We start from the raw sequence: 20,414 nt of genomic DNA, 5'->3' as shown, positions 1-20,414 counted from the left end.
GGGGAGTATTGCGGATAGGGGTAAGGGTATATCCCTGTTTTTGTTTGGTTTCGGTATCATTTCGGGGCGGTTTTTAACGCTCCTGTTCATGCTTTTTCTGTCTGCTCGGTTCGCCGTGGTGCATTTGGGAAAGATTGCTTTTCATGGTCTGCAACTCCCGGACACGCTCTTTATTTGCCCGGTACTCGTTGTAAAGGGCGTTCTTCTCGGCGGTAAGCTGCTCGATTTCAGCCTGCAACGATTTATAGGTGGGCAGCTTGATAATGTCTTTTTGCCGAAAATATCTTACGGCTGCGTCTGCTATGATAAAGTCGCTTTCATGCTTTTCCCGGTAGGCTTTGCGTGCCTTATCGGTTTTCTGCTTTTTCAAGCCGTCACGCACATCTCTTGTCTTGGCATAGGCAAGCACCTGTTTCTGCAAGTCCTTTTTCTCACGGATAGCCGTTTCAATGGGCTTCAGCTTGGCGGTGCTGCTGTGTAAATCCGCATTGGCAGACACAAGGGCTGCGTCCAGTTCATCCGGGGTAAAGCCGTATTGCTCCATAGCGGCAACGGTAGCCGCCATCTGTTTGAGATTGTGGACAGCCGCCCAACGGTCATAGCCGATACCTTTTCCCTCGGCTCGCTTCGCCGCACGGTCAACCATTCTCTGAATGTTGCCTGTCGGGGCGATTTTCTGCGTTTTTCCTCGCTCTGTGCGGTTTGTTTCAGCGGTATGGTATTCGGGTATGGGTACGGTCTTTTCGGCGGCTCTGTGGGCGTTCTGCTCCAAAAGAGTAAGAACGGCAGCGCGGTCAAAATCATCTCCCAGCTTGCGGGCGGTAATGGGCTTTGTCCTGTCCGGCGTGAGGTAGGATAGCCGCCCTCGGCTCTCCTTGACAGTCACGCCCTGTTGCAAGAGAACGGCGGCGAACTCGCCATAGCTTGCGGCAGAGGACAGCGCGGTGCGTATGGCCTGCCGCAATTTTTCCTTGTCTGTTTCAAACTTCGTGGGCTTGGCTGGCTGCTCCTCGGCTGGCAAGGCGGCAGCTTCCTTGTCCAGCTTTGCCTGCCCTTTCCGCTGCGCCCAATACTCACGCTCGGTAATGCGGTTTTTGCTGCCATGCAAAAGGTCGATTTGATAGAGATTTTCCCGGTGGCACATCTCCATGACCTCGGCTTTGAAGTATTCCATAGCAGCGTCCGTACAGCGGTGCTTGCACCCGGCACGGGTATCTGCCGGTCTGTCCATGTAGGGCAGTAAGGGTACTTCCTCGATACGCAGAGAATTGATAACAATGTGAACATGGATATTGCCGCTGTGGTTGTGTCCGTCCGGGTGGGTACAGACAATGGCTTGGTGTCCTGGGAAATGCTCGGCACAAAATTCCTCGCCCAATGCTTGCGCCCGGTCTACGGTCAAGCCGTTGTCCGCTGCGTCCCGTGGGTCAAAGGAAATGATATAGTGGTGGCTTTTCACATCTTCCCGTTTTTGGTTCTTGCCGTATCGGAGATTTGCCCGCATACAGGCAACGGCAAAATCTTCCTCGCCGCAGTTCAGCGTGGCTATTCGGTAATCCTCCCGGAGAATGAGCCGCCCGGCTTCGTCAAGGGTGGGCTTCATGGTAAACTCGTCATGCTCAAAGGTTAGATACTGCTCGGCTGCACCGTAGTCCGCATTTTTAGAGCTGATATGCTTGAATGTTGCCAACAGCGTCACCTACCTTTCGCAAGACTTCAAACTTCAAGGCGGCAAGGTCGGAAATGGCGGCTCGCACTTCAACGGACAGCGTATTGTAGGGCGTTCCGTATTCGTTGAGGGCACGGGCGATCTGATTAAGGTTGCCGCCGATTTTTCCGTATTCGGCTATCAACTTTCCAACAGCGGACAGCAGTTCATCATTGACCGGGGAAACGGTAACAATGGGGCGAATGGTCGCCCTTGTAATGGCTTGTCGGATAAACTCGGCTTGGCTCATGTCATAATTCTTTAGCCGTTCTGTGAAGTCGGCATATTCTTCTTCGGTCATGCGTGTCTTGACTACATGGCTTCGGTGGGGCGTATTGTATCGCTTTCCTATGGGTATCAACTCCTTTCACTTACCGCCGTTTTGTGGGCGATTTTTTAAGTATTTTTTGGTGGGATTTTCAAGCGGCACAAGCCGCATAGCAGGGTTTGGGGAAGGCACTCCCCAACAAGATTCCCGCAGGGGCAAAATGAGCGATAAGCGAATTTTGGCACCTCGGTAGAATCTTGCTCTAAGAAACTGCCGGACTGCCGTTCACTTGCTACTGCCACTTTTTCGGGAAATCTATAACCAGCTTTTTTATAAAAGGCTGCGGGCGGCGTTCTCCCCTTACTCCCTACAACACCGCAAAAAGCAAAAATGACGGACTTTCCGGCAAGAACTTTTCCTGCGGCGTGGTCTTTCCCGACAATAAGGCGTTTTGGAAACTGTGTTTTGCTCGCCGTCTGAAAAAAACGGCAATCTTTTTTGGCTTCACTGTCTAATACGGAACATTTGGAAATTTGCCAAAAATGGGCGCAAAAAAAGCAGCAAATCTTTTTCGGATTTACTGCTTCATGTGCCGCTGCGGGGCGGCGGGATATTCAGTTTTTATGTTATCGGTCAAGCCGAAACTTGAACAGGCTTTCAATCAGCTTTGTTCTGATGTAGTCCTCCATATCAGAGTTATAATAACCGTTCATGTTGGAGAAGTAGCGGATATATCCAGCGTATCGGTCAAGGACGGCTTGTATCGCTATGGGGTCGCCCTCATGTGCCTTTATGATAGTGTCATAGGGGAGAAGTCGGTTACTCATGGGACAACACCTCCATTTCCTCTTTCAGCCGCTTCAAGGCAAGCTGAATATGCCGCCCGATTGTGCTGCGTGTCCAGCCGCTTTGTTCTCCGATTTCTTTCTGTGTCAAGTGCTGGAAGTAATATAAAAAGATTTCCTCTTGTGTCTGTTCCGGCAGCCCGGCAAGAGCCGCCGCAAGGGAACAGCTATCTAAAAATATCGTCTGCCCCCGGACAGAAAACAGATAAGTTTCGCCATAGTCCGGCACTTGAAAATACTCGTCTGTGGTGCTTAGTGGGACAAACTTTTCTTCGGTCAAATATTCAAGAGAGATTTCCCGTCTCCACCTCGCCGCCAGCATACGGGCAGCGTCAAAGGACGCATGGCGAATAACAATCCGGCAATAGGTATCATGGGTATAGCGGATATGTTCTTGATAGGCTTCCTGTTCGGTCATGGAAAATCCCCCTTTCTTCAATTATGGGAAAGGGCGGCAGCATTTTCTGCTGTCGCCCCTTGATTACCCACCGGCAAGGACAGGCGGGGCTGTCAACGGTGGGTGCAGCCCATTTACTTGCCGTTGACTGGCTCGGCTGGATTTGCTATTTATATTATCATTCTTGTGTTTTTGCTTCTTGTCTGTTGTGCATGATTTGTATTTGATATATAAGAACGGGAATCAGAGAAATCAAAGCAAGCACACCAAAAACAATCGAATGATTTATAACTGCAAATATTGCAAACATAAGCAGTATCAACAACCATGGATTACGCAGATTTCTGTAATAGTTTTCCTTGTCCTCATAGGAAGTATGAAGTTCAAACGGCTTTCCATCATTCTCTTTTTCTACAATCAACAATTCACGGTTGAAGGTTGTAGTGTTGGTCGCAATGCGTCCGCCTTTTTCAGCCCATGGACGCCAACGCACCTTACCGACAGAATAGTTAAGATTGATATTTTTGAAAAATACCTTATAGCCCATATCTTCCAAAAAGAGGGAATAGTCTTTTGCATTCTCTTTCGATTTTTCTCCGATAAATTCTACACAGTATTTTACTTCATTAGGTTTACATTCTTCAAACTCATATAACATTTTCCCCGCTCGAATAAGACGATAGCCCTTCTCCGACATTTTATTCAGCCAATTCGCCTGTGCATTCAACAGACCACCAAAAAAATGATAACATTTTTTTCTCATACTGTACCTCCAATAATTCCACTTGCAACCTCTACAAGTTCATTAAGCCTTACAAGTTCTTTTTTCGCAACTTCTTTTCCCAGTGAGGTAATGATGTATTCTTTTTTTCTACCTTCACAATCTCCGCAAGGCTTAATCCATTTCTTTTCCTGCAAAGAGTTTAGCGCACCATACAAAGTGCCTGCTCCCAATGAAAGCCGCCCACCTGTTTTTTCTTCGATAAATTGCATGACAGCATATCCATGTTTTGGAGCATAGAGAGAAAGTAAAATGTAAAATGTCACTTCTGTAAGCGCACCACCTTTCATATTATCACGCATTGTTTATCCTCCTTGTTACGGTTACTGTAATAAATATATCACTAACCGTAATAGAAGTCAACAGCGTTCAAAGAAATTTGGAAATATGAAAATGAAGCAGCAACATCTTGGTGTTACTGCTCCATTCTTATACGGTATAGCGGTAGCCTTGGCTGCCTTTGTCTTGGTTTAGCTTCTTTACCGCACATGAGCATTTGCGCCCGGATTGTCGTTGCCGTAACCCTCCATGAGGTTAATGGCACCCCAAATGCCAAGACCTGCGCCAAGCGCGATAACCAAAGTCTGCAATACACCAACTGCGCTGTTGAAAAACTCCATATAAACCTCGCTTTCTGCCGCTGTGCGGCTCAAAAAAAGTTGTTGAAAATGAAAATGCCGCCGTTATTCCTCGGCGGCTGCGTCCTCGTCGGACAAATCTATTTCGTATATGTCAAAGGCTTCATCGGGCTTTACGATTGCCGGACGGGTAGACATATACCGTTCCACGTCAAAAGCGTTTCTTTTGTCGAAGTCGGAAAGGTATTTGTAGTTCGGGTGTTTCGTGATGTCGTATTTGTCGCTTAAAAAGGGACGCACACCGCGTAGCTGCAAAATACATTTCCCACCGTCCATAACTGCTATTTCGTCCTGTGTCATCAGCTCCTTTCCTAATTTTTGATAAGTAAGTCCATGAGAAACCTGCGTGCCGCGATTTTCGGAAGTATTGAAACTGTCGATTGTTTCCCGTCCCAAGTTATCCGAAATATCCTTTGCATTTTTCCCACGTCCTCCCAAAAACAAGGTGCTGTCGGCATTATCAAGTATGATTTCTGCCGCGTCCTTGTAAATGGCTTTTAGTTGGCTCTGCGATTGCAGAATGATAGAAGCGGACATTTCCCTGCTGCGAATGGTCGCAATTAACTTATCAAAGCGGGGTATCTGCCCGATGTTGGCAAATTCATCAAGCAAAAACCGGACATGAATAGGCAATTTGCCGTTGTATTCGTCGTCCGCTTTATCACAAAGCAAATTGAAAAGCTGCGATTGCAGAATAGCGATAACAAAATTAAAGGTGTCGTCGGTATCGCTCATTATGAGGAAAAGCGCGGTTTTCCTGTCGCCCAATGTATCAAGTTCCAATTCATCATAGGACATGAGTTCCCGGAGTTCCTCTATATCAAAAGGGGCAAGACGCGCACCGCAAGAAATAAGGATTGACTTTGCCGTTTTGCCAGAGACGAAAAGTCAAGGACTTTTTCATCAAATTCAAAAAGAAGTCACATTTTGCGGACTTCTTCACGGAGCATACGCTTGATTTTGTCCTCCATCGTCTCCTTGGCGGTCTCGCTGAAATGCACACGGACGATATAGGTGGTCTTGCCAATCTGCTTTCTGACAGTCGGGCAAGTGGCGGTGTTGGTTGCGGTATTGTTCATTCAAAATCCTCCTGTAAATGAAAAAGTGCCCGGTAACTATTCATCATCGGGCGGTGTCGGTATGAGGGAACAAGGCAAGGCGGCAACATTAAGGTATCTATAAAAACCTTGCCGTCTTTGCCACGCTTGCCGTGTTCCTGTTGTCAGTCTCGGAGATAGCAGACCCATGCTGTGCTGTCTTTCTCGGTCACAAGCCTGTCTCCGATACGGCTCTTTGCCGTTCTCATGGTGCGTGAGGAAATCCCACGCTCATTGACTGCCTTTTCCAACTCTGCACTCGGCATACGCTTTCCGTCCGCAAGCAGTTCCAGAATGAGCATTTGCGCCTGTGCGGTCTTGCTCTCGGTCTTTGCGGTGTCTGTCCCGGCAAGAAGCTCGTCAGCGGTAATGTCATAAGCCCCTATCCACTCAAAGCCTTTCTCGTCTCCCAGAGAAAATGCAAGGGACTGTCCGGGCGGCGCAAGGGAGCTTTTCTCATGGATAAGCACCCTCGTTGTGGGGCTGTCCTTCAGCTTGCCGATAAAAAGCAGACTGCGGACTGCCGCCGTAATGTCGATAGACCCCAATCCCCGGTAGGTGCTTTGCGTTCCTGCGGCTTTGTTCAGGTGTCCGATCAGCACGATAGCGCACCCGGTCGCCTGTGCAATGTCTCCCAGACTGCGGAATATCGGGCGCACCTCGTTTGCCCGGTTCATGTCCACATCTGCGCCCAGAAAAGCCTGTACCGGGTCAATGATAACCAGCCTTGCGTTGTTTTCCCGGATTGCCCTTGCGATGCGTTCATCGGCAAGGGTCAGTGGTGTGTCTCTATCGTCAATGACAAGCACTCTTTCAAGGTCTGCGTCCGCTTCCATCAGCCGGGGCTTAACGGTATCGCCCAGACCGTCCTCGGCGGTCTGATAGATGATATTGAAAGGCTCAAGTGTCTCCATACCGGGTAAAGGCTTTCGATTGGTGCAAGCCGCCGCAAGACGCATGGCAAAGTAGGTCTTTCCCTCGCCGGGGTTGCCCTGTATGATCGTCAGCTTTCCAAAGGGGATATACGGAAACCATAGCCAATCCACGCTCGTCAGCTCCACATCTGCCATACGGAGCATGGGGACAGGCTGGGCGGTGGGCAGCTCTCGTAGCGTGATTGTTTCCGCTATAAATTTGCGGCTGGGAATGTCCCCTTGCTGACGGAGAACATCGTTCCAGTCTTTCCTTGCCGGGACAAGGCGAATGACGGCGATCTCGCTGGGAATGGACTGTGCCAGTCGGGTACAGGCTTCGCTTCCTGCGGTGTCGCTGTCAAGGCAGAGGAACACTTTTTGGGTGTCCTTGCGTTCAGAAAGAAAACGGTCAAGAGCTTTGCCCGAAACGCCGCCCAGGGCAAGATAATTTCTTTTCTGCCAGTCCTGCGGATAAAGGCAGATGAATGATAACAGGTCAATCGGTGCTTCAAAGACAAAGAGCTGGTTGCCGTTTCCCTCATAGCGGAACGGATAGGACTTGTCAGACCCGGCAATGTCCTGTCTGAATGGGTCTGCCGTTCCTCGCACATGGGCGTATCTCGGCGTACCGCTTCGGTCTCTGCCGACAAACACAACATTGTGCCGCTTTGCTTCCTCGTAAATATCCCCGGAAAGAAGAAAAGCCTCAACAAGCGTTTTGTTGAGACCTCGGCTTTCGCAAAGAAATTGAATTGCTCTGTCGGCTGTTCTGTTGTGCAAGGGCAAGTGAAACGCTGTGGGCGGTGTTGTGCTGGCTTCGGTCTGCCCCTCGCCGCTTTCGCCGGTCAGGAGCTGGACAGCTTCGGGAAAGGACTTGCCGTAAAACTCCATGACAAAATCAATGGGATAGCCGCCCTTGCTCTGGCTGTGGCGAAACCACTTGTTTCCCCGGACGGTCAGGCTGTCATGTTCTTTCCAGCGGTATTCCCGTCCGCTTTTGATAAGTGTCTCTCCCTGTGTGCGGAGAAAATCTTCCAGACTGACGGCGTTTGCCCGGTCAATCTGTGCTTGGGTGTAATTCATCGGGATAGTTCCTCCTTTTTCTGTCGTGTTTGGGGTCGATTTTGGAGCTTTTGTTCCTCTGTACGCTCGTTAAATCGGGCGGCAGTATCTACACATGACTTGACCTTCCAAAGGCGGTGTAAATCGTCTCTGACGGTCTTAAACTCGCCATAGGTGGTGTTGTGCGCCTGTTCCAGCTCGTCATACTCGTCGGACAGCTTTTTCATATCCACCTTGCCGTCTGGGAACTCCCCGGTCAGCTTTCGTCTGGCGGCGTAGAACTGTTTCAGTTCCGCTTCATGCTCTGCCTTGTACTTGGCTCTGGGCTTCTCAAACTTGATTTTCTGCAAGCCGTCATAGACAGGCTTCAAGCTCTGGAAGGTAGCGGAGTAGTCATAAAGCCGCTTGATTTCTTTCATTCGTGCGGTCTGCCCGTCCAGCGTTTTCTTCAAGCTCTCTGTGGTGGAGCTGTGTTCATTGACATGGCTTTCCAAATCTTCAAGGGTGTAAATGCCGTTTGCCCGGAGATAATTGAAAGTCTCGTTCATCTCCTTTAGGTTGCTGATTTTGCCTTTCTGGGAATAAGCCCCGGCTTTGCGCTGGGTGTAGTAGGCGTTCAGCAGAGAAACAAGGTCGGGGGTCTGCGGCTTGGCAAGCTCTGCTTTTGCTTCGGCAATCCAATCAAACAGGAGAGTGATTTTCTTCTTGATGTCCCGGATAACGGCATTGGTGGCTTTGATCCAGCGGTTGAACTCTCCCTTTTCGGTGCGTATGCCTTTCTTCTCCATTGCCCGGACGGTTGCGCCCTCATGGATGGTGGGAAGTAAATCCACGCCCTGCCGTTCATAGCTTCGGTGGTCGATACGGACAGTAAGACCTTTCTCCGCAAACTTGGCGTTGCACATTTCAGCCCATGTCTGCCGCCAGTGTTCCAGCGTTTCGGGACTGCCCCAGTCGGTAGTGGGAACGGCATTGAAAACAAACTCTCCGTTCTGGTCTCGGATGCGGTTGCCGTCCTCGTCCAGCGCATACACTCGGCGTTGCTTTAGTCCCCATGTGCCGTCCTGCTCGATGGGACGGATAGGACAGAGGAAATGAAAATGGGGGTTGGGTGTGCCGCCGTCCTCATGCTCCTTTTCGTGAAAGGAAACATCAACGGTCATGCCACGGCTCACAAACTGCTCCAACAAAAATTTCCTTGCCAGAGCGATGTTTTCTTCAAGGGAAAACTCATTCTGCAAGGAAATCTCAAAACTGTATGCAAGCTGTGCCGTCTTTCCACGCTCGGCTTTTTCCACGGCGTTCCATAGGGTCTGACGGTCTGCGTATTCTTTCGGTGCATGGGACGGCAGGAGAATGTCGGAGCATATCACGCCGCCCTTTCGGGTGTAGTCGCTGTACTCGCCGTAATACTCGCTATACAGCCTTTCGCCGGAACGGTAGGCGGCAGAAGCGATAGCGGACTGACCTTTACTGCGTTTGGTCTGGGTGACGGTGAAGTGGAATATTGCCATCGGCTTTCTGCTCCTTTCCTCTGCTCGCTTGGTTGATGTGGGTAATCGCCATGTGACGGACGGCTCGCTGGACTTCGGGCAGAGAAAAGATGTACTCCATCAGCTCCGTCATTTCGGTGCGTGTGAGATCTTTGAACTCCGGGGCAAGGCTCTCAATCGTGCCGCCCAGATTGCAAAGACGATGGGTGCGCTTTTGTCTCTCTCCTTTCTCCAGATACTTCTTTCTGTTCTCCAGACGCTCCAGCTTGTGCTGTTCCTGTGCAAGCTGTGTCTCGACCTGTTCCTTTTCGGCTCGGAGCTGTTCAAGGTTTTTCGGTTTTGCCATTTTTCGTGACCTCCTTTTTTGAAAATGGGGATAAAAAAAGACCGTCAACTTTTCGCAGATTGCGACCAGTCAACGGTCAGTTTTTCGGTATTCAGTTGTTGTGTTCAGTTCGGTAAATTGAAGTTGGTCAAAGTTGTTGGCGAAGATATTCCACAACATTTCCATTCGTATCATAGAAACAGATGTTTCCTACATTGAGGGGCAGGACAATGGCGAAAGGCTTGCCACTATCAATATCAATCACCTGAATGCCGTTGCCATCATCTACTTCAAGTCGAACAATATTTTGGGTATTCATTGAGATAAATGCCCTTTCGTTATTTCCCTCAACAACAAACTCTGCAATGTAATCATCAACCTCAACTATATCTCCACCACCACGGAAGAAATATCCAAAAGACAAGCCAGGGCGATTTACATAGACAGAAAAAGTGTGGTCTGTCTTGTCCTGTGGGTAAGAAATAAATGCAGCCATTGTGTCGGAAATACTTCCATCAACAATCCAATCATCCAAAATTTTTTGAGATTGGCGAATGTCTGCTTCTAAACTGTTTGCGGTTTTACCAATGTCATTGTTTGCATAAAGGAAACCGAAAACCAACACACAAGCCAAAATAACACCCAAGAGGATTATGGGTAATTTCTTTTTCATAGAATCACACTCCTTTATCAAATTAAGATTCTTGATTTTCAAACTTGCTGGCGGCGAACGGTTTGTCAAAACCGTTTGCGGACGGCAAGTCCACAGGGGATAGCCGCTTTAGCGGCGCAAGGGGGTGTAGCCACCTTGACGGAACGAAGTGACGCAACATTCTCGGTCATGCAGTTTTCTTCTGCTGACGGAGAATGAAGCTCCGCAGGACGCACTACTCTCGACAGAGAGTATAGAAGTGCGCCCTTAGAGTTCTAAGGGTATTTTTAGATAATTGGGAATGTTTCTTTGTCAAACTGCGTAACATTGAACACGATACGCCACTCGACATCATCACCAACCGGTTCAAAGTGCAGAGCAGAACAAGCAGCATGAAGTTTTTCTTGTGAATTTGTTCCATATATAACTGCTGTCGGACCATCTGCACCACCAATAACACCAACAACAAAACAGGAACTACTGCCAACTGGACGGAACGAATGATCGTCTGGTGTAACTTCTATCGGTCTATCGCCTTCATCACAGTCAAAAACCGAAATGTTCTCCATCGGTTCAGGGGTAAGTGTATAACTCATGGCAATATAATGTGTCGGATAAATCCAGCGATCAGAACCAAAACTATTTTGAGGAACTGTCTGCTGTTCTATTTCCTGCACGGTCAGTGTATGGGTTATTCCGCTAACAGGATGGGAAAACATAAATGAATCTCCGGGTGCGTGAACTTTGAAATGTGAGCCTGGAACTTGTCCTGGTTGCTGCTCCATTGTAAGAAAAAGTTTATTGATTTCAGGGTGATGCTTGGTTCCCCAAGGAAATACGTCTCTGCATATGACCCAGCCATAAGTACTATCCAGCCCATAATGGTCGATTGCCCATTTTGCTTCCAACTCATTGATAACGCCATCTGGCAGACAAGGATTAAAGCTCACAGCGCAGCCATGGGTTGTCTGTAATATTTTCTCGTTTAACTTCAAGCAAGGTTTGAAGTTAAAACAAAGTGGGTTTTCCCATTCCATCTGCATCTGTTGCTCACGGGTAAAATTTTCACATGAGTCATTTTCCCAGTCCAGATTCCATTTTTTCATGAAGTCACGGATGCTTTCTGAATCAACTCGCATACAAAAATCAACGACAAGTCCTTTGCTACATGAATAAGCTGCCGGAATTACCCAATGATATCCAGCCCAATCGAATTGTTTATCCAGCTTGATCTCTTTTCCGGCACGGTCTTTACCTCGATGTCCCCAGAAATCTCCATCAAAGTAGACCTTCCATTCAGGGGCAACCAATTCTGCTTCTGAAGTCATATCATTATCGTAATAATCTTCTGTGTATTTAATCTGACTGTAATCAAAGGAAGATTGCAGGTTTTTGATATATGTCCACGGTTGTTCCATAGGCAACAAATTCATCTTCTCTGAAATTTCCGATAAAGTTTGCTGTTGTTCCTGGGTTGTAGGGTTTTCATTGAGAAAGGCTTCAAACTGTGCTTCGTTCCACATCCACGCTTGTTCCACTGCCGCCACATCACCACAAGCCAGTATAAGCCGCAGAAAGTCGGTAAAATTTTCAGCTACTGGATGAACATAATCAGGAGAAGTATTCATGGGGCTGACAGAGAAAACCATCTCTCCAAATCCACGAATGAAACAGAAGTGGATACCATCTATCCCTGCCCATCCAAAAACCGATGCCCCTTTTGGGGTACAAAAATAATTTGTATTATCCTCACGGAGTTCAACTCCCACAGGACTTAAATCGACACCCCGCTGTAAAAATTTTTTCAAAATTCTATTCATTAAGCATCCCCCCATAAAATTAGTGCTATCACGCTCTTTATTGTAGTAAATTTTATCACAAGAGTGTGAATAAATCTACTGGCGAATGCTGAAACCGCCCGAACAGTCTCTTTCTGCTCAGGCGGCTTTCTTCATCTATTTTTCTTTCTTCTGCTGCACTTGTTCATGGGCTTCCTGCTGAACATCAGCCCAGCGGAAAAGCCATACTTGAAGTGACTTTCACTTTCTTCACATTGGGCGATTGCTGTCTGCGCCCGGAGTTCCTGCACCAGCTCATAGTCCTCTTTGCTGAGCCGCTGGGACAACTGCTCCATGAGCTTTTCACAGGCTATGACTGCCTTTCGGTATTCCGGTGATGTAGGTACAACTGTCTCGCAGGGATAAAACTCCCCATTATACATGGCTTCCAAAATCATAGCTTTACCTCTCTCAACAGTAGATTAGTTCCGTCTTGATGATTTCCTCTGCCCGGCAGCGGATGGAGTTCATTGACTGCACCCATAACATCTGATTTTCCGCTTTCATGGCTTCGGTCACGCCCTCGGCTTTCATCATCTGCCGGATAATCAAGTCCAGCCTGTCTGCCGCCTGCTCGTTCAGATCGGCAACGACGGTGTGGAGCCTGCCGGACAAAATTAGCTCGTTGTAAAGCATGGGACGGTGCAATTTCAGATAGGACTGGTGCAAGCGTCCCCAATGCCCAATAGGTCGGCGTTCCTCCGGCAGCTTCAAGTCCGGCACATAGTAGTCGCCCACCAACACATAGTCCATACCGTTCTCATGGATTCTCGGTTTCAACTCTTTCATAAAATCACGCTCCCTTTCTCGGTCCCAGCTGCGGCAAACTGCTCACCGGGATAAATACCCCTCTGGCAATATCCTCGGTGCGGATTGCCTGTTTTCTGGCTTCAATCTCCGCTTTTTTCTTGGCTTTCGTGCGCTCCTCATACTCTTTCTGTTTACCATTGGCTTTCCGCTTCAAGTAGTTCTGGTGGAGCCTGTCCTTGCGTTCCTCACGCTTGCGGATTTCCTCTAATTCTTCCGGGGTCAGCTCCACTTCGCCAAATGCCGGGGGAACGAACCTGCCTACAAAATTGAAGTAAATCTCGACCTCCTGTGTGGTCTGTATACTGCCTTTACGGTCACGCTCATGCACAAGGATTTTCTCGATAAACTCGTTGAGCATGGCAATGGTCAGCTTGTCGAAGTTCTCATATTTATCAATCAGAGCGATAAAACGGTCAGCGTCCTTTTCGTGCGTTTCATAGCTCTTGACAGCCTTTTCCAGAGCAGAGATTTCAGCGGTAAGCTCGGCTTGCTCCTTTGCGTATTGAGCGTCCAGAGTGGCGTATCTGCTGTCGGACAGCTTTCCTAAAATGTTGTCCTCATAGATTTTGCAGAGCAGGACTTCCAGCTCGGAAACTCTCTGCTTTGCTGTGGCAAGGCGTGTCCGCTGTTTCCTGACCTCTGTGGTCTGCTGGCTGGACTGTGCTTCCTGCACCACACGGACAAACTCGGCTCTGTCATGCTTGGCATACTCGGCAATAGCTTTGAGCATTTCGGAAACAAGGGACAGTACCACATCTTCATTGATACGGTGCTGTGTCGTGCAGAGCTTTCCAACTGGGACTTTGCTGTATTGGGAACAGGTATATTGAGAAATACGCTTGCCGTTGTTGGTACGGTGGACATACATTTTACCGCCGCAATCGGCACAATAAAGCAAGCCAGTAAGTGGAGCTGCTTCGCCCCAGCCGTCCGGGTAGCGTCTGACATTCCCACGGATTTTCTGCACAAGGTCAAAGGTCTGCTGGTCAATGATAGGCTCATGGGTATTCTCGAAAATTGTCCATTCGTCCTCCGGGACATAATGGCTTTTCTTGTCCTTGAAGTGCTTTCGGGTCTTGAAGTTGATGGTATGTCCCAGATACTCACGCTTTTCAAGAATGTTGCAAATGGTGGAAGAACCCCAGCCGTACACATCTTTGAAAGTCTTATTCTTGTTCACGCCCTCGCCGTGCTGGGCAAGGTAAGCGGACGGAATGAGGACTTTTTCTTCTTTCAGCTTGCTGGCGATCTGATACGGACCGTAGCCCTCAATCGTCATGGCAAAGATGCGCTTGACCACATCAGCGGCTTCGGGGTCAACCAACCATTGGTCTCTGGCTTCGTTCCAGAGATAGCCGTAAATGACCGTGCCTGTGAGGTGCTTGCCGGACTTGCCTTTTGACTGGAAAGTGGAACGGATTTTACGGCTGGTGTCTCTGGCGTAATACTCGTTCATAATGTTGCGGAAAGGGGTAAAATCATCGTCCCCTCTGGCACTGTCCACACCGTCATTGATGGCGATAAGGCGAACGCCACGCTGACGCAGGATTTCCATAATCTGACCGACTTTCAGATAGTCACGACCCATGCGGCTCATGTCCTTGATACACAGATACTCCACATTTCCGGCTTCAACCTCTTTCATCATTGCCAGAAATCCGGGACGGTCAAAGCAAGTGCCGCTAATGCCATCGTCCGTGAAATGGACAATGTTCGTAAACCCCTGCCGTGCGGCGAACTCCTCCAACATTGCTTTTTGGTTGGAAATGGAATTACTCTCACGCTGTTGGTCATCATCTTTACCAAAGTCATCACGGCTCAATCGTTCGTACAGAGCAGTGATTTTCTCGTTTTTTCTCATAACTTGCGCTCCTTTCTTCGATTTTAGGTTGTGTGTTCTAAGAGACTTCCCAACTGCTTGATTAAGAAGTCTTTTAGAGCATACAACACCCGCCGCCAATTTGTATTTTTTATATTGCTTCACCGCGAAATGGTCGGGGCTGCGTTCTTCTAAATCGGCAAAGAGCAGATCAACGGGGCTTTGGTATTCCTCGTCGTCCTCGCGTGCTTCGCTTGCATTGATAAGTTCAAGCAGCGTTGTAAAGTTCATTTCCTCGGCGGGGGCTTCATACCAAATGTAGCCGATCAACGCGCAATATAATAATCTCTCGGCTTTCACCCAAAAATCTTCCGCGCTTTTTTCTCCCTCGCCTTTGGTATTGACAATAAGGGTATTGACAACCTTTAACACGTCCTTTTCGCTGCGGATATACACAAAGGGGTTATATCGCATGGATTTCTTGAAGTTTATCGTATTCAGCACTTTTATCTTGTAGCCGCCGCGCTGCAAGAGCTTTCCGCACTCGATTAAGACGGTGCCTTTCGGGTTTTGTCAATAAGGAACAAGAAAATAGTATCTTGCTTTTAAGCGGTTTCATCGCCGCTGTCGTTCTGGATAAGGCGCACAACCTTGTCCGTAAAGGTTTCCCGGCTGGTTTCGCTGAAATGGATATGAATGTCAAAGGTCGTGCCGCCGATGTTCTTCACAAGGTCGGGTTTGGCGGTCAGAGGGGAAACGGCTGCGGGGGTGCTGGTCTTGCTGGTTTCATTGTTCATAGGCTCTCCTTTCAAAGATAAAGCCCCATGTGGTCGGCACATGAGGCGGTCATATCGGGTAAGGGTGCAAGGGTGCAACAATGCAAAGGTATCTACGGATTGCATTCTTACTTTGCACTCTTGGCTTCGTTCCTGCGATAGTACCATTGATTTCCCCGGCGTATGACTTCTATCCGGGTATCAAGATTGCGGCGGGCATTTTTAACCGTCCTCTCGGATATTCCAGCTTCGGCTGCGGCCTTTACAATGTCCTCGCTGGCAAGCTCTTTCCCGTCTGCGAGTAAGTCAAGTATCAGCTTCTCGGCCTGTTCGGTCTTGGTGGTGGTGTTCCCGCCCGCGCCGGATAGCAGTTCGTCGGCGGTTATGTCGTATTCGCCTATCCATGAAAAGCCTGTTTCCGGGTCAAGGCAAAAGGCAACGGGCTTGCCCTCCGGCGCAAGGGAAGATTTGTCATGGACGATAACACGCACATTCGGCTCCCGCTTCACGCGCCCGATCAGCAGGACGCTCCTTGCTGCGGCGCGGAAGTCGATAGAACCTAAGCCCCGGTATGCGCTCTGCCCTCCGGCAGCTTTGTTCAAGTGTCCGATAAGGATAACGGCGCACCCGGTACGCTCGGCAACATCGGCAAGGCGGCGGAACATGGGGCGCACTTCGTTTGCCCTGTTCATGTCGGTTTTCTCGCCCATGTACGCCTGTATGGGGTCAAGGATAATCAACCGCGCCTCGTTCTGCGTGATTGCCTTTTCTATGCGCTCGTCGGAGAGAGTAAGCTCCCGCTTGGCTTCATCAATCACAAGCACGCGGTCAAGGTCGGCTTCGGCTTCTATCAAGCGGGGCTTGACGGTATCGCCCAGCCCGTCCTCGGCGGTCTGGTAAATCACTTGGAATGGCGGCAAGGGCTTCATTCCCGGCAGCGTTCCCCCGGTGGTGCAGGCGGCGGCAAGGCGTAGGGCAAAGGTGGTCTTGCCCTCGCCGGGATTGCCTTGCACAATGGTTACTTTTCCAAACGGGATATACGGCTCCCATAGCCATTCAACGGTCTGTGTGTCAACCTCGCTCATGCGAATAATCTCGACGGTTTCTTCCTGCGGCGGCTCTTTCAAGCCGTAAACCGCTTCCCGGATATACTTCCCGTCTGTGATTTCTGCCCGGTGCTGCAATACCTCGTTCCAGTCCTTAAACAGCGGCACAAGGCGGTGGACGGTATATCCCTCCGGCACAAGCTCCGCAAGGCGGCTGCAAGCGTCGTTTCCCGCTTGGTCGCTGTCAAGGCAGAGGTAAACGGTCTTGATGTTTGGGCGGTCAGAGAGGAAACGCAACAGGGCTTTTTCTCCCACGCCGCCCAATGACAAATAGCTCTGTTTCTGCCATGCCTTTTTGAACAGGCAGAGGAAAGAGAGCAGGTCAACGGGGGCTTCAAAGACAAAAAGCCTGTCGCTCTCGCCCCGGTAGCAGAAATTAAAGGCTTTGTCGCTGCCTTTCACATCAAGCCGGAAGTTTCCCGCCGTCCCCTTGCTGTGGGCGTAACGCGGTATTCCGTCCTCGTCCCGCCCCACAAATACGGCGTTGTGGTGGGCTGCGTCCTCGTAAATATCGCCGCGGGCAAAGAAAAAGCCCGTCACATCTTCATCAATGCGGCGGGCTGCTGTGAGGTAGTTCCTCGCTGTTCGATTGTCGCTGTTTGGGGGCGGTAGCCGGAAGTCGGATAGGGACGCGGGGCAAGGTCTGTCCGGCGGCGGTACGGCTCCCTTTTCTCCTGTGAGAAGTTCCACGGCTTCGGTGAAGCTCTTGCCGAAAAACTCCATGACAAAATCGACGGGGCCGCCGCCCTTGCTCTGGCTGTGCCTGTACCATTTGTTTCCCCGGACGGTCAAGCTGTCGTGCCGTTTCCAGCGGTATTCATTTCCGGCGCGGGTAAGCTGCTCGCCCTGTGATTGTAGGAAAGAAACAAGGTCGGCTTGGTTCGCCCGGTCTATCTGTTCTTGGGTGTAATACATGGTTGATACCTCTCTTTCTGTGGTTGAATTGTTCACAGATTTCAAATATAATGGGGTTAGCAAGTTGGATTTAAGAGGTGATCTTATGATTGATTTAATAGTTGATTTCCTTGCAACCATAGGTGATATAATTGTAGATATATGGGTAAATAAGATTGTAACAAAATTCAAAAAGAAATGAGTCGCCTTTTATCCATCCAATAGTACAGAGGGCGGACAAGCCGAACAGCTTGCCCGTCCTTTCCTTTATCGCTCCTGTTCCTGCCGCTTGGTGCGGCTCTGCGTCTGTGCCGGTTGGTCGGCGCGGAGTGCAATATCCACGCATTTGCGGATTTTTTGAAGCTCGGCAACTTCGGCGCGGGTATCTTTCAGCGTTTCATATTCCGCTTCCCGCTGTGCTTTGAGGGCGGTATATTCTTTCTCCCACGCGGAGATCGGCAGGGTTTTCACGCCCTCCGGCAAATGGGCATGGAGATAGCGGTTTGCCGCGTCCCATAGGGTAAGCTCGGCGCGGCGGGCTTCCGCAAACTTCTCCTGTTTTCCTTTCCAGCGGATTTGCCGATACTCGTCCTGTATGGGCTTGTAGGTTTGATAATTTCTGCCGTACTCCATGAGTTTTTGCAGCTCTTTCATGCGCTGCTCGGCGGTTTTCATTCCCTCCCGGATTGAATAGGCTTTATCGCTGACAGAGGAAAGAGCAGCGTCCAGCTCGTCAAGGGTGGAAATGCCATGCTCGGAAAGATAGTTGACCGCCTTTGCAACGGTTTTCAGTTCATCGGCGGCGTGCTGCCTTTGCCAACTCTGCGAATACTTCCGGCTCTTTTCTCTCTGAACGCTTAAATATTTCATCAGCAGATTTGCAAGGCCGGGGGATTGCGGGGGCTGCTCCGGGGCAGTTTCCCGCGCCTTGAACAGTTCGCCAATCCATTCTTTGAGCTTTCCAATCTGCGCCCGGATTTCCCGGATAAGGCGGTTTGCCTTTTGGATATTCCGGTTCAGCTCGCCTTTCTCGGTGGCTATGCCTTTCTTCTCCATTTGACAAGCCGCTACGCCCATGTGGACGGTAGGCAGCTCGTCAATGCCGCGCTCGGCGTTGCTGCGGTGGTCGATACGCTCCGGGTGTCCGGCGCGTTCAAGGTAGGCGTTTGAAATATCCGCCCATGCCTTGCGCCACAAAAGCGCGTTGCCCTTGTCGTTCCAGCCTGTGAGGTCAACTTTGTGTGTCTTATATCTGCCGCTTGGCAAGCGTATGCGCTCGCCGTTTTCGTCAAGGTCATATTCCTTTTTGGACTTCGCCGCCCATGCGCCGCGCTCGTCAAGGGGGCGCATGGTAAGCATGATATGACAATGGGGGTTGCCGCTGTCAGTGTCGTGAATGGCAAAGTCAACGCACATTCCTCTGGAAACAAATTGAGAGGAACAGTATTCCCGGACAAGCCGGATCTGTTCCTCTCTGGATAATTCTATGGGGAGTGCTGCGTCAATCTCTCTGGCAAGCTGGGCGTTCCCGGCTTTCTCGTAAAGCTCCACACTGTTCCATAGGGTAGCGCGGTCAGAGAAAGAGGGCGGGGCATGGGGCGGCAATAGGATTTCCGTATGGACAACGCCGCGCTTGCGGGTGTAGTCATGGGTCATTCCGTCCCACTCGTTTGTGATTTTCTCGCCGCTTCGGTAGGCGGCTGCGGCAACGGCTGATTTGCCCTTGCCCCGGCTGACAATGCTGATATTACAATGATAGATGGCTATGGGTATCACCTCCCGGATAGGATAACAAGACCCGCAAAAATGGTACAGACACCAACGGCGGGTGTACTGTTTTTGTGGGTGTGCAGGGATAGCCGCGTAAGCGGCGCAAGGGGTGCAGCCCCTTGTTGCGGCAAAGTCGCCATATCGGAGCGCGGGGAAAGTTCCCTGTGCGGAGATGAGCCCTCGGCAGAGCGCACACGCCCGCAAGGGTGTATAAGTGCGCCCTTTGTTCCAAAGGGATTACTCCGCATTCCCGTCCCCGGCTCGTTTTTTCAAAAACTCCTGTGCTGGCTCGCTCATCAAGGCAAGCCGTAAAAAGGCTTTCGCGTCCTCGTCCGGCATGGCAATCAGCTCCGGCACAAGGCTCTCCATGAAGCCGCCGCGCTTACAAAGCCTGTGGTTTCTCGCCTTGCGTTCCTCGACGGATAGCTTCTGCTTGATGATTTTCTCCCGGTTTTCAAACTGCCGGATTTTCTTCTTGCCTTCCTCAATCTCGGCGGTCAATTCCTCACGGGTTTTCTCCCTCGGTTTCGTCATAGCTGGTCGCTCCTTTCTGCCCGTAGGCATGGAAAAAGGGCAGTCGATTTTCTCGGCTGCCCTTGTGGATAATATATTTAGTTTTAATAAGCAGAACTTATAATTTCAAAGCTTAAATTCATATCAGCATTTGCGGCTTTTTCTTCATTTTCTATTGGTTGTATCACAAATTCAAATGTAGGCTCATAGTCCCCGTCCTGCAAGGTTTCTCCACCCAAAATCTCGATATGATACCAGCCATTTGCAAGTTCGACAATTGGCTTTTTATTCTGTCTGTAATAAGAAATTAGAGTTTTCACTTTTTCGGGAGTAAACTGTTTTAATATGTGCCATGTAAAAAGCATAAGCATATTATTATCCACTTTGAGGGAATAACCACTCCTTCTAAACTGCAATCGGCTTTCCCCTTTGCACAACTCCGGTTTATCACCAGAGAGATTAAACAATACGGTATAAGGATAGTTTTCAATGCCACTCATGGGGATAACAATACCTTCACTAAAAGCCCTATCCCCACTTTCATTTGTGGTAAATTCCGTTGCCAAATCGTCTGAAAGATTATTGGCTCTTTTCCAACTTTCCAGTAGTAAAATGTCACCAAGAATAAAATAATTAACAAGATCGTTTAATACTTCCGTAAACTTATATATCATAGTAAACCTCCTCAAAATTTCGATTTGTTGTTCT

General features: G+C 49.5%; 20 protein-coding genes and 3 pseudogenes. All 23 read right to left on the bottom strand.

Annotation, left to right across the window (positions count from 1 at the left end):
- Positions 1 to 73: 73 nt before the first annotated feature.
- Positions 74 to 1,690, bottom strand: coding sequence for a relaxase/mobilization nuclease domain-containing protein (locus ACOMDU_RS05470; protein WP_118300891.1), 1,617 nt, complete (start codon positions 1,688 to 1,690; stop codon positions 74 to 76).
- The gene (locus ACOMDU_RS05465; protein WP_118300937.1) at positions 1,662 to 2,060 is read right to left on the bottom strand and encodes a plasmid mobilization protein; all 399 of its coding nucleotides are present in this window, start codon (positions 2,058 to 2,060) and stop codon (positions 1,662 to 1,664) included. Before ACOMDU_RS05465 ends, ACOMDU_RS05470 begins: the two co-directional genes overlap by 29 nt.
- Positions 2,061 to 2,602: 542 nt before the next feature.
- Positions 2,603 to 2,803, bottom strand: a complete 201-nt coding sequence (locus ACOMDU_RS05460; RefSeq protein WP_118300895.1) for a helix-turn-helix domain-containing protein — start codon at positions 2,801 to 2,803, stop codon at positions 2,603 to 2,605.
- Positions 2,796 to 3,239 (bottom strand): RNA polymerase sigma factor, encoded by a 444-nt coding sequence (locus ACOMDU_RS05455; RefSeq protein ID WP_007054578.1) that lies wholly within the window; start codon positions 3,237 to 3,239, stop codon positions 2,796 to 2,798. Before ACOMDU_RS05455 ends, ACOMDU_RS05460 begins: the two co-directional genes overlap by 8 nt.
- 157 nt (positions 3,240 to 3,396) lie before the next feature.
- Positions 3,397 to 3,981, bottom strand: coding sequence for a DUF2812 domain-containing protein (locus ACOMDU_RS05450; RefSeq protein WP_118300897.1), 585 nt, complete (start codon positions 3,979 to 3,981; stop codon positions 3,397 to 3,399).
- Positions 3,978 to 4,301: a PadR family transcriptional regulator gene (locus ACOMDU_RS05445; RefSeq protein WP_055247170.1), complete on the bottom strand. Its 324-nt coding sequence runs from the start codon at positions 4,299 to 4,301 to the stop codon at positions 3,978 to 3,980. The genes ACOMDU_RS05450 and ACOMDU_RS05445 overlap by 4 nt, the downstream gene beginning before the upstream one ends.
- A gap of 189 nt (positions 4,302 to 4,490) precedes the next feature.
- Positions 4,491 to 4,619, bottom strand: a pseudogene (locus ACOMDU_RS05440) (Maff2 family mobile element protein); the annotation flags it as partial.
- A gap of 63 nt (positions 4,620 to 4,682) precedes the next feature.
- Positions 4,683 to 5,516: pseudogene (locus tag ACOMDU_RS05435) on the bottom strand (VirD4-like conjugal transfer protein, CD1115 family); the annotation flags it as partial.
- A 41-nt stretch (positions 5,517 to 5,557) separates the two neighbouring features.
- A complete protein-coding gene (locus tag ACOMDU_RS05430; protein WP_002596227.1) occupies positions 5,558 to 5,716 on the bottom strand; it encodes a transposon-encoded TnpW family protein in 159 nt (52 codons plus the stop codon).
- Positions 5,717 to 5,859: 143 nt separating this feature from the next.
- Positions 5,860 to 7,731 (bottom strand): AAA family ATPase, encoded by a 1,872-nt coding sequence (locus tag ACOMDU_RS05425; protein WP_421129422.1) that lies wholly within the window; start codon positions 7,729 to 7,731, stop codon positions 5,860 to 5,862.
- Positions 7,728 to 9,224, bottom strand: a complete 1,497-nt coding sequence (gene mobQ, locus ACOMDU_RS05420; protein ID WP_421129421.1) for a MobQ family relaxase — start codon at positions 9,222 to 9,224, stop codon at positions 7,728 to 7,730. Before mobQ (ACOMDU_RS05420) ends, ACOMDU_RS05425 begins: the two co-directional genes overlap by 4 nt.
- A complete protein-coding gene (locus tag ACOMDU_RS05415) occupies positions 9,181 to 9,549 on the bottom strand; it encodes a DUF3847 domain-containing protein (RefSeq protein WP_118469364.1) in 369 nt (122 codons plus the stop codon). Before ACOMDU_RS05415 ends, mobQ (ACOMDU_RS05420) begins: the two co-directional genes overlap by 44 nt.
- A 127-nt stretch (positions 9,550 to 9,676) precedes the next feature.
- Positions 9,677 to 10,201, bottom strand: a complete 525-nt coding sequence (locus tag ACOMDU_RS05410) for a hypothetical protein (RefSeq protein ID WP_015516227.1) — start codon at positions 10,199 to 10,201, stop codon at positions 9,677 to 9,679.
- 266 nt (positions 10,202 to 10,467) lie between these two features.
- Positions 10,468 to 12,000 carry a hypothetical protein gene (locus ACOMDU_RS05405; RefSeq protein WP_015573038.1) on the bottom strand — a complete coding sequence of 511 codons (1,533 nt, stop codon included), beginning with the start codon at positions 11,998 to 12,000 and terminating at the stop codon, positions 10,468 to 10,470.
- A 131-nt stretch (positions 12,001 to 12,131) separates the two neighbouring features.
- Positions 12,132 to 12,416 (bottom strand): DUF6809 family protein, encoded by a 285-nt coding sequence (locus ACOMDU_RS05400; protein ID WP_005944778.1) that lies wholly within the window; start codon positions 12,414 to 12,416, stop codon positions 12,132 to 12,134.
- A gap of 13 nt (positions 12,417 to 12,429) precedes the next feature.
- Positions 12,430 to 12,807: a TnpV protein gene (locus tag ACOMDU_RS05395; RefSeq protein WP_005944774.1), complete on the bottom strand. Its 378-nt coding sequence runs from the start codon at positions 12,805 to 12,807 to the stop codon at positions 12,430 to 12,432.
- 4 nt (positions 12,808 to 12,811) lie between these two features.
- Complete coding sequence (locus tag ACOMDU_RS05390) at positions 12,812 to 14,689, bottom strand: DUF4368 domain-containing protein (protein ID WP_421129476.1); 1,878 nt, start codon at positions 14,687 to 14,689, stop codon at positions 12,812 to 12,814.
- 192 nt (positions 14,690 to 14,881) lie between these two features.
- A pseudogene (locus tag ACOMDU_RS05385) lies at positions 14,882 to 15,202 on the bottom strand (type IV secretory system conjugative DNA transfer family protein); the annotation flags it as partial.
- Positions 15,203 to 15,252: 50 nt separating this feature from the next.
- The gene (locus ACOMDU_RS05380; RefSeq protein ID WP_087286542.1) at positions 15,253 to 15,444 is read right to left on the bottom strand and encodes a transposon-encoded TnpW family protein; all 192 of its coding nucleotides are present in this window, start codon (positions 15,442 to 15,444) and stop codon (positions 15,253 to 15,255) included.
- A gap of 107 nt (positions 15,445 to 15,551) precedes the next feature.
- Positions 15,552 to 17,444, bottom strand: a complete 1,893-nt coding sequence (locus tag ACOMDU_RS05375; RefSeq protein WP_242985068.1) for an AAA family ATPase — start codon at positions 17,442 to 17,444, stop codon at positions 15,552 to 15,554.
- 246 nt (positions 17,445 to 17,690) lie between these two features.
- Positions 17,691 to 19,199, bottom strand: a complete 1,509-nt coding sequence (mobQ, locus tag ACOMDU_RS05370) for a MobQ family relaxase (protein ID WP_117534725.1) — start codon at positions 19,197 to 19,199, stop codon at positions 17,691 to 17,693.
- A gap of 231 nt (positions 19,200 to 19,430) precedes the next feature.
- Complete coding sequence (locus tag ACOMDU_RS05365; RefSeq protein WP_117534724.1) at positions 19,431 to 19,727, bottom strand: DUF3847 domain-containing protein; 297 nt, start codon at positions 19,725 to 19,727, stop codon at positions 19,431 to 19,433.
- 83 nt (positions 19,728 to 19,810) lie between these two features.
- Positions 19,811 to 20,380 carry a hypothetical protein gene (locus ACOMDU_RS05360; RefSeq protein WP_117534723.1) on the bottom strand — a complete coding sequence of 190 codons (570 nt, stop codon included), beginning with the start codon at positions 20,378 to 20,380 and terminating at the stop codon, positions 19,811 to 19,813.
- Between the last annotated feature and the right edge of the window lie 34 nt (positions 20,381 to 20,414).

Source organism: Vescimonas sanitatis, from assembly GCF_049060325.1.
GTDB classification, from domain to species: Bacteria; Bacillota; Clostridia; order Oscillospirales; family Oscillospiraceae; genus Vescimonas; species Vescimonas sanitatis.
This window is presented reverse-complemented; position numbering and strand designations above follow the sequence as displayed.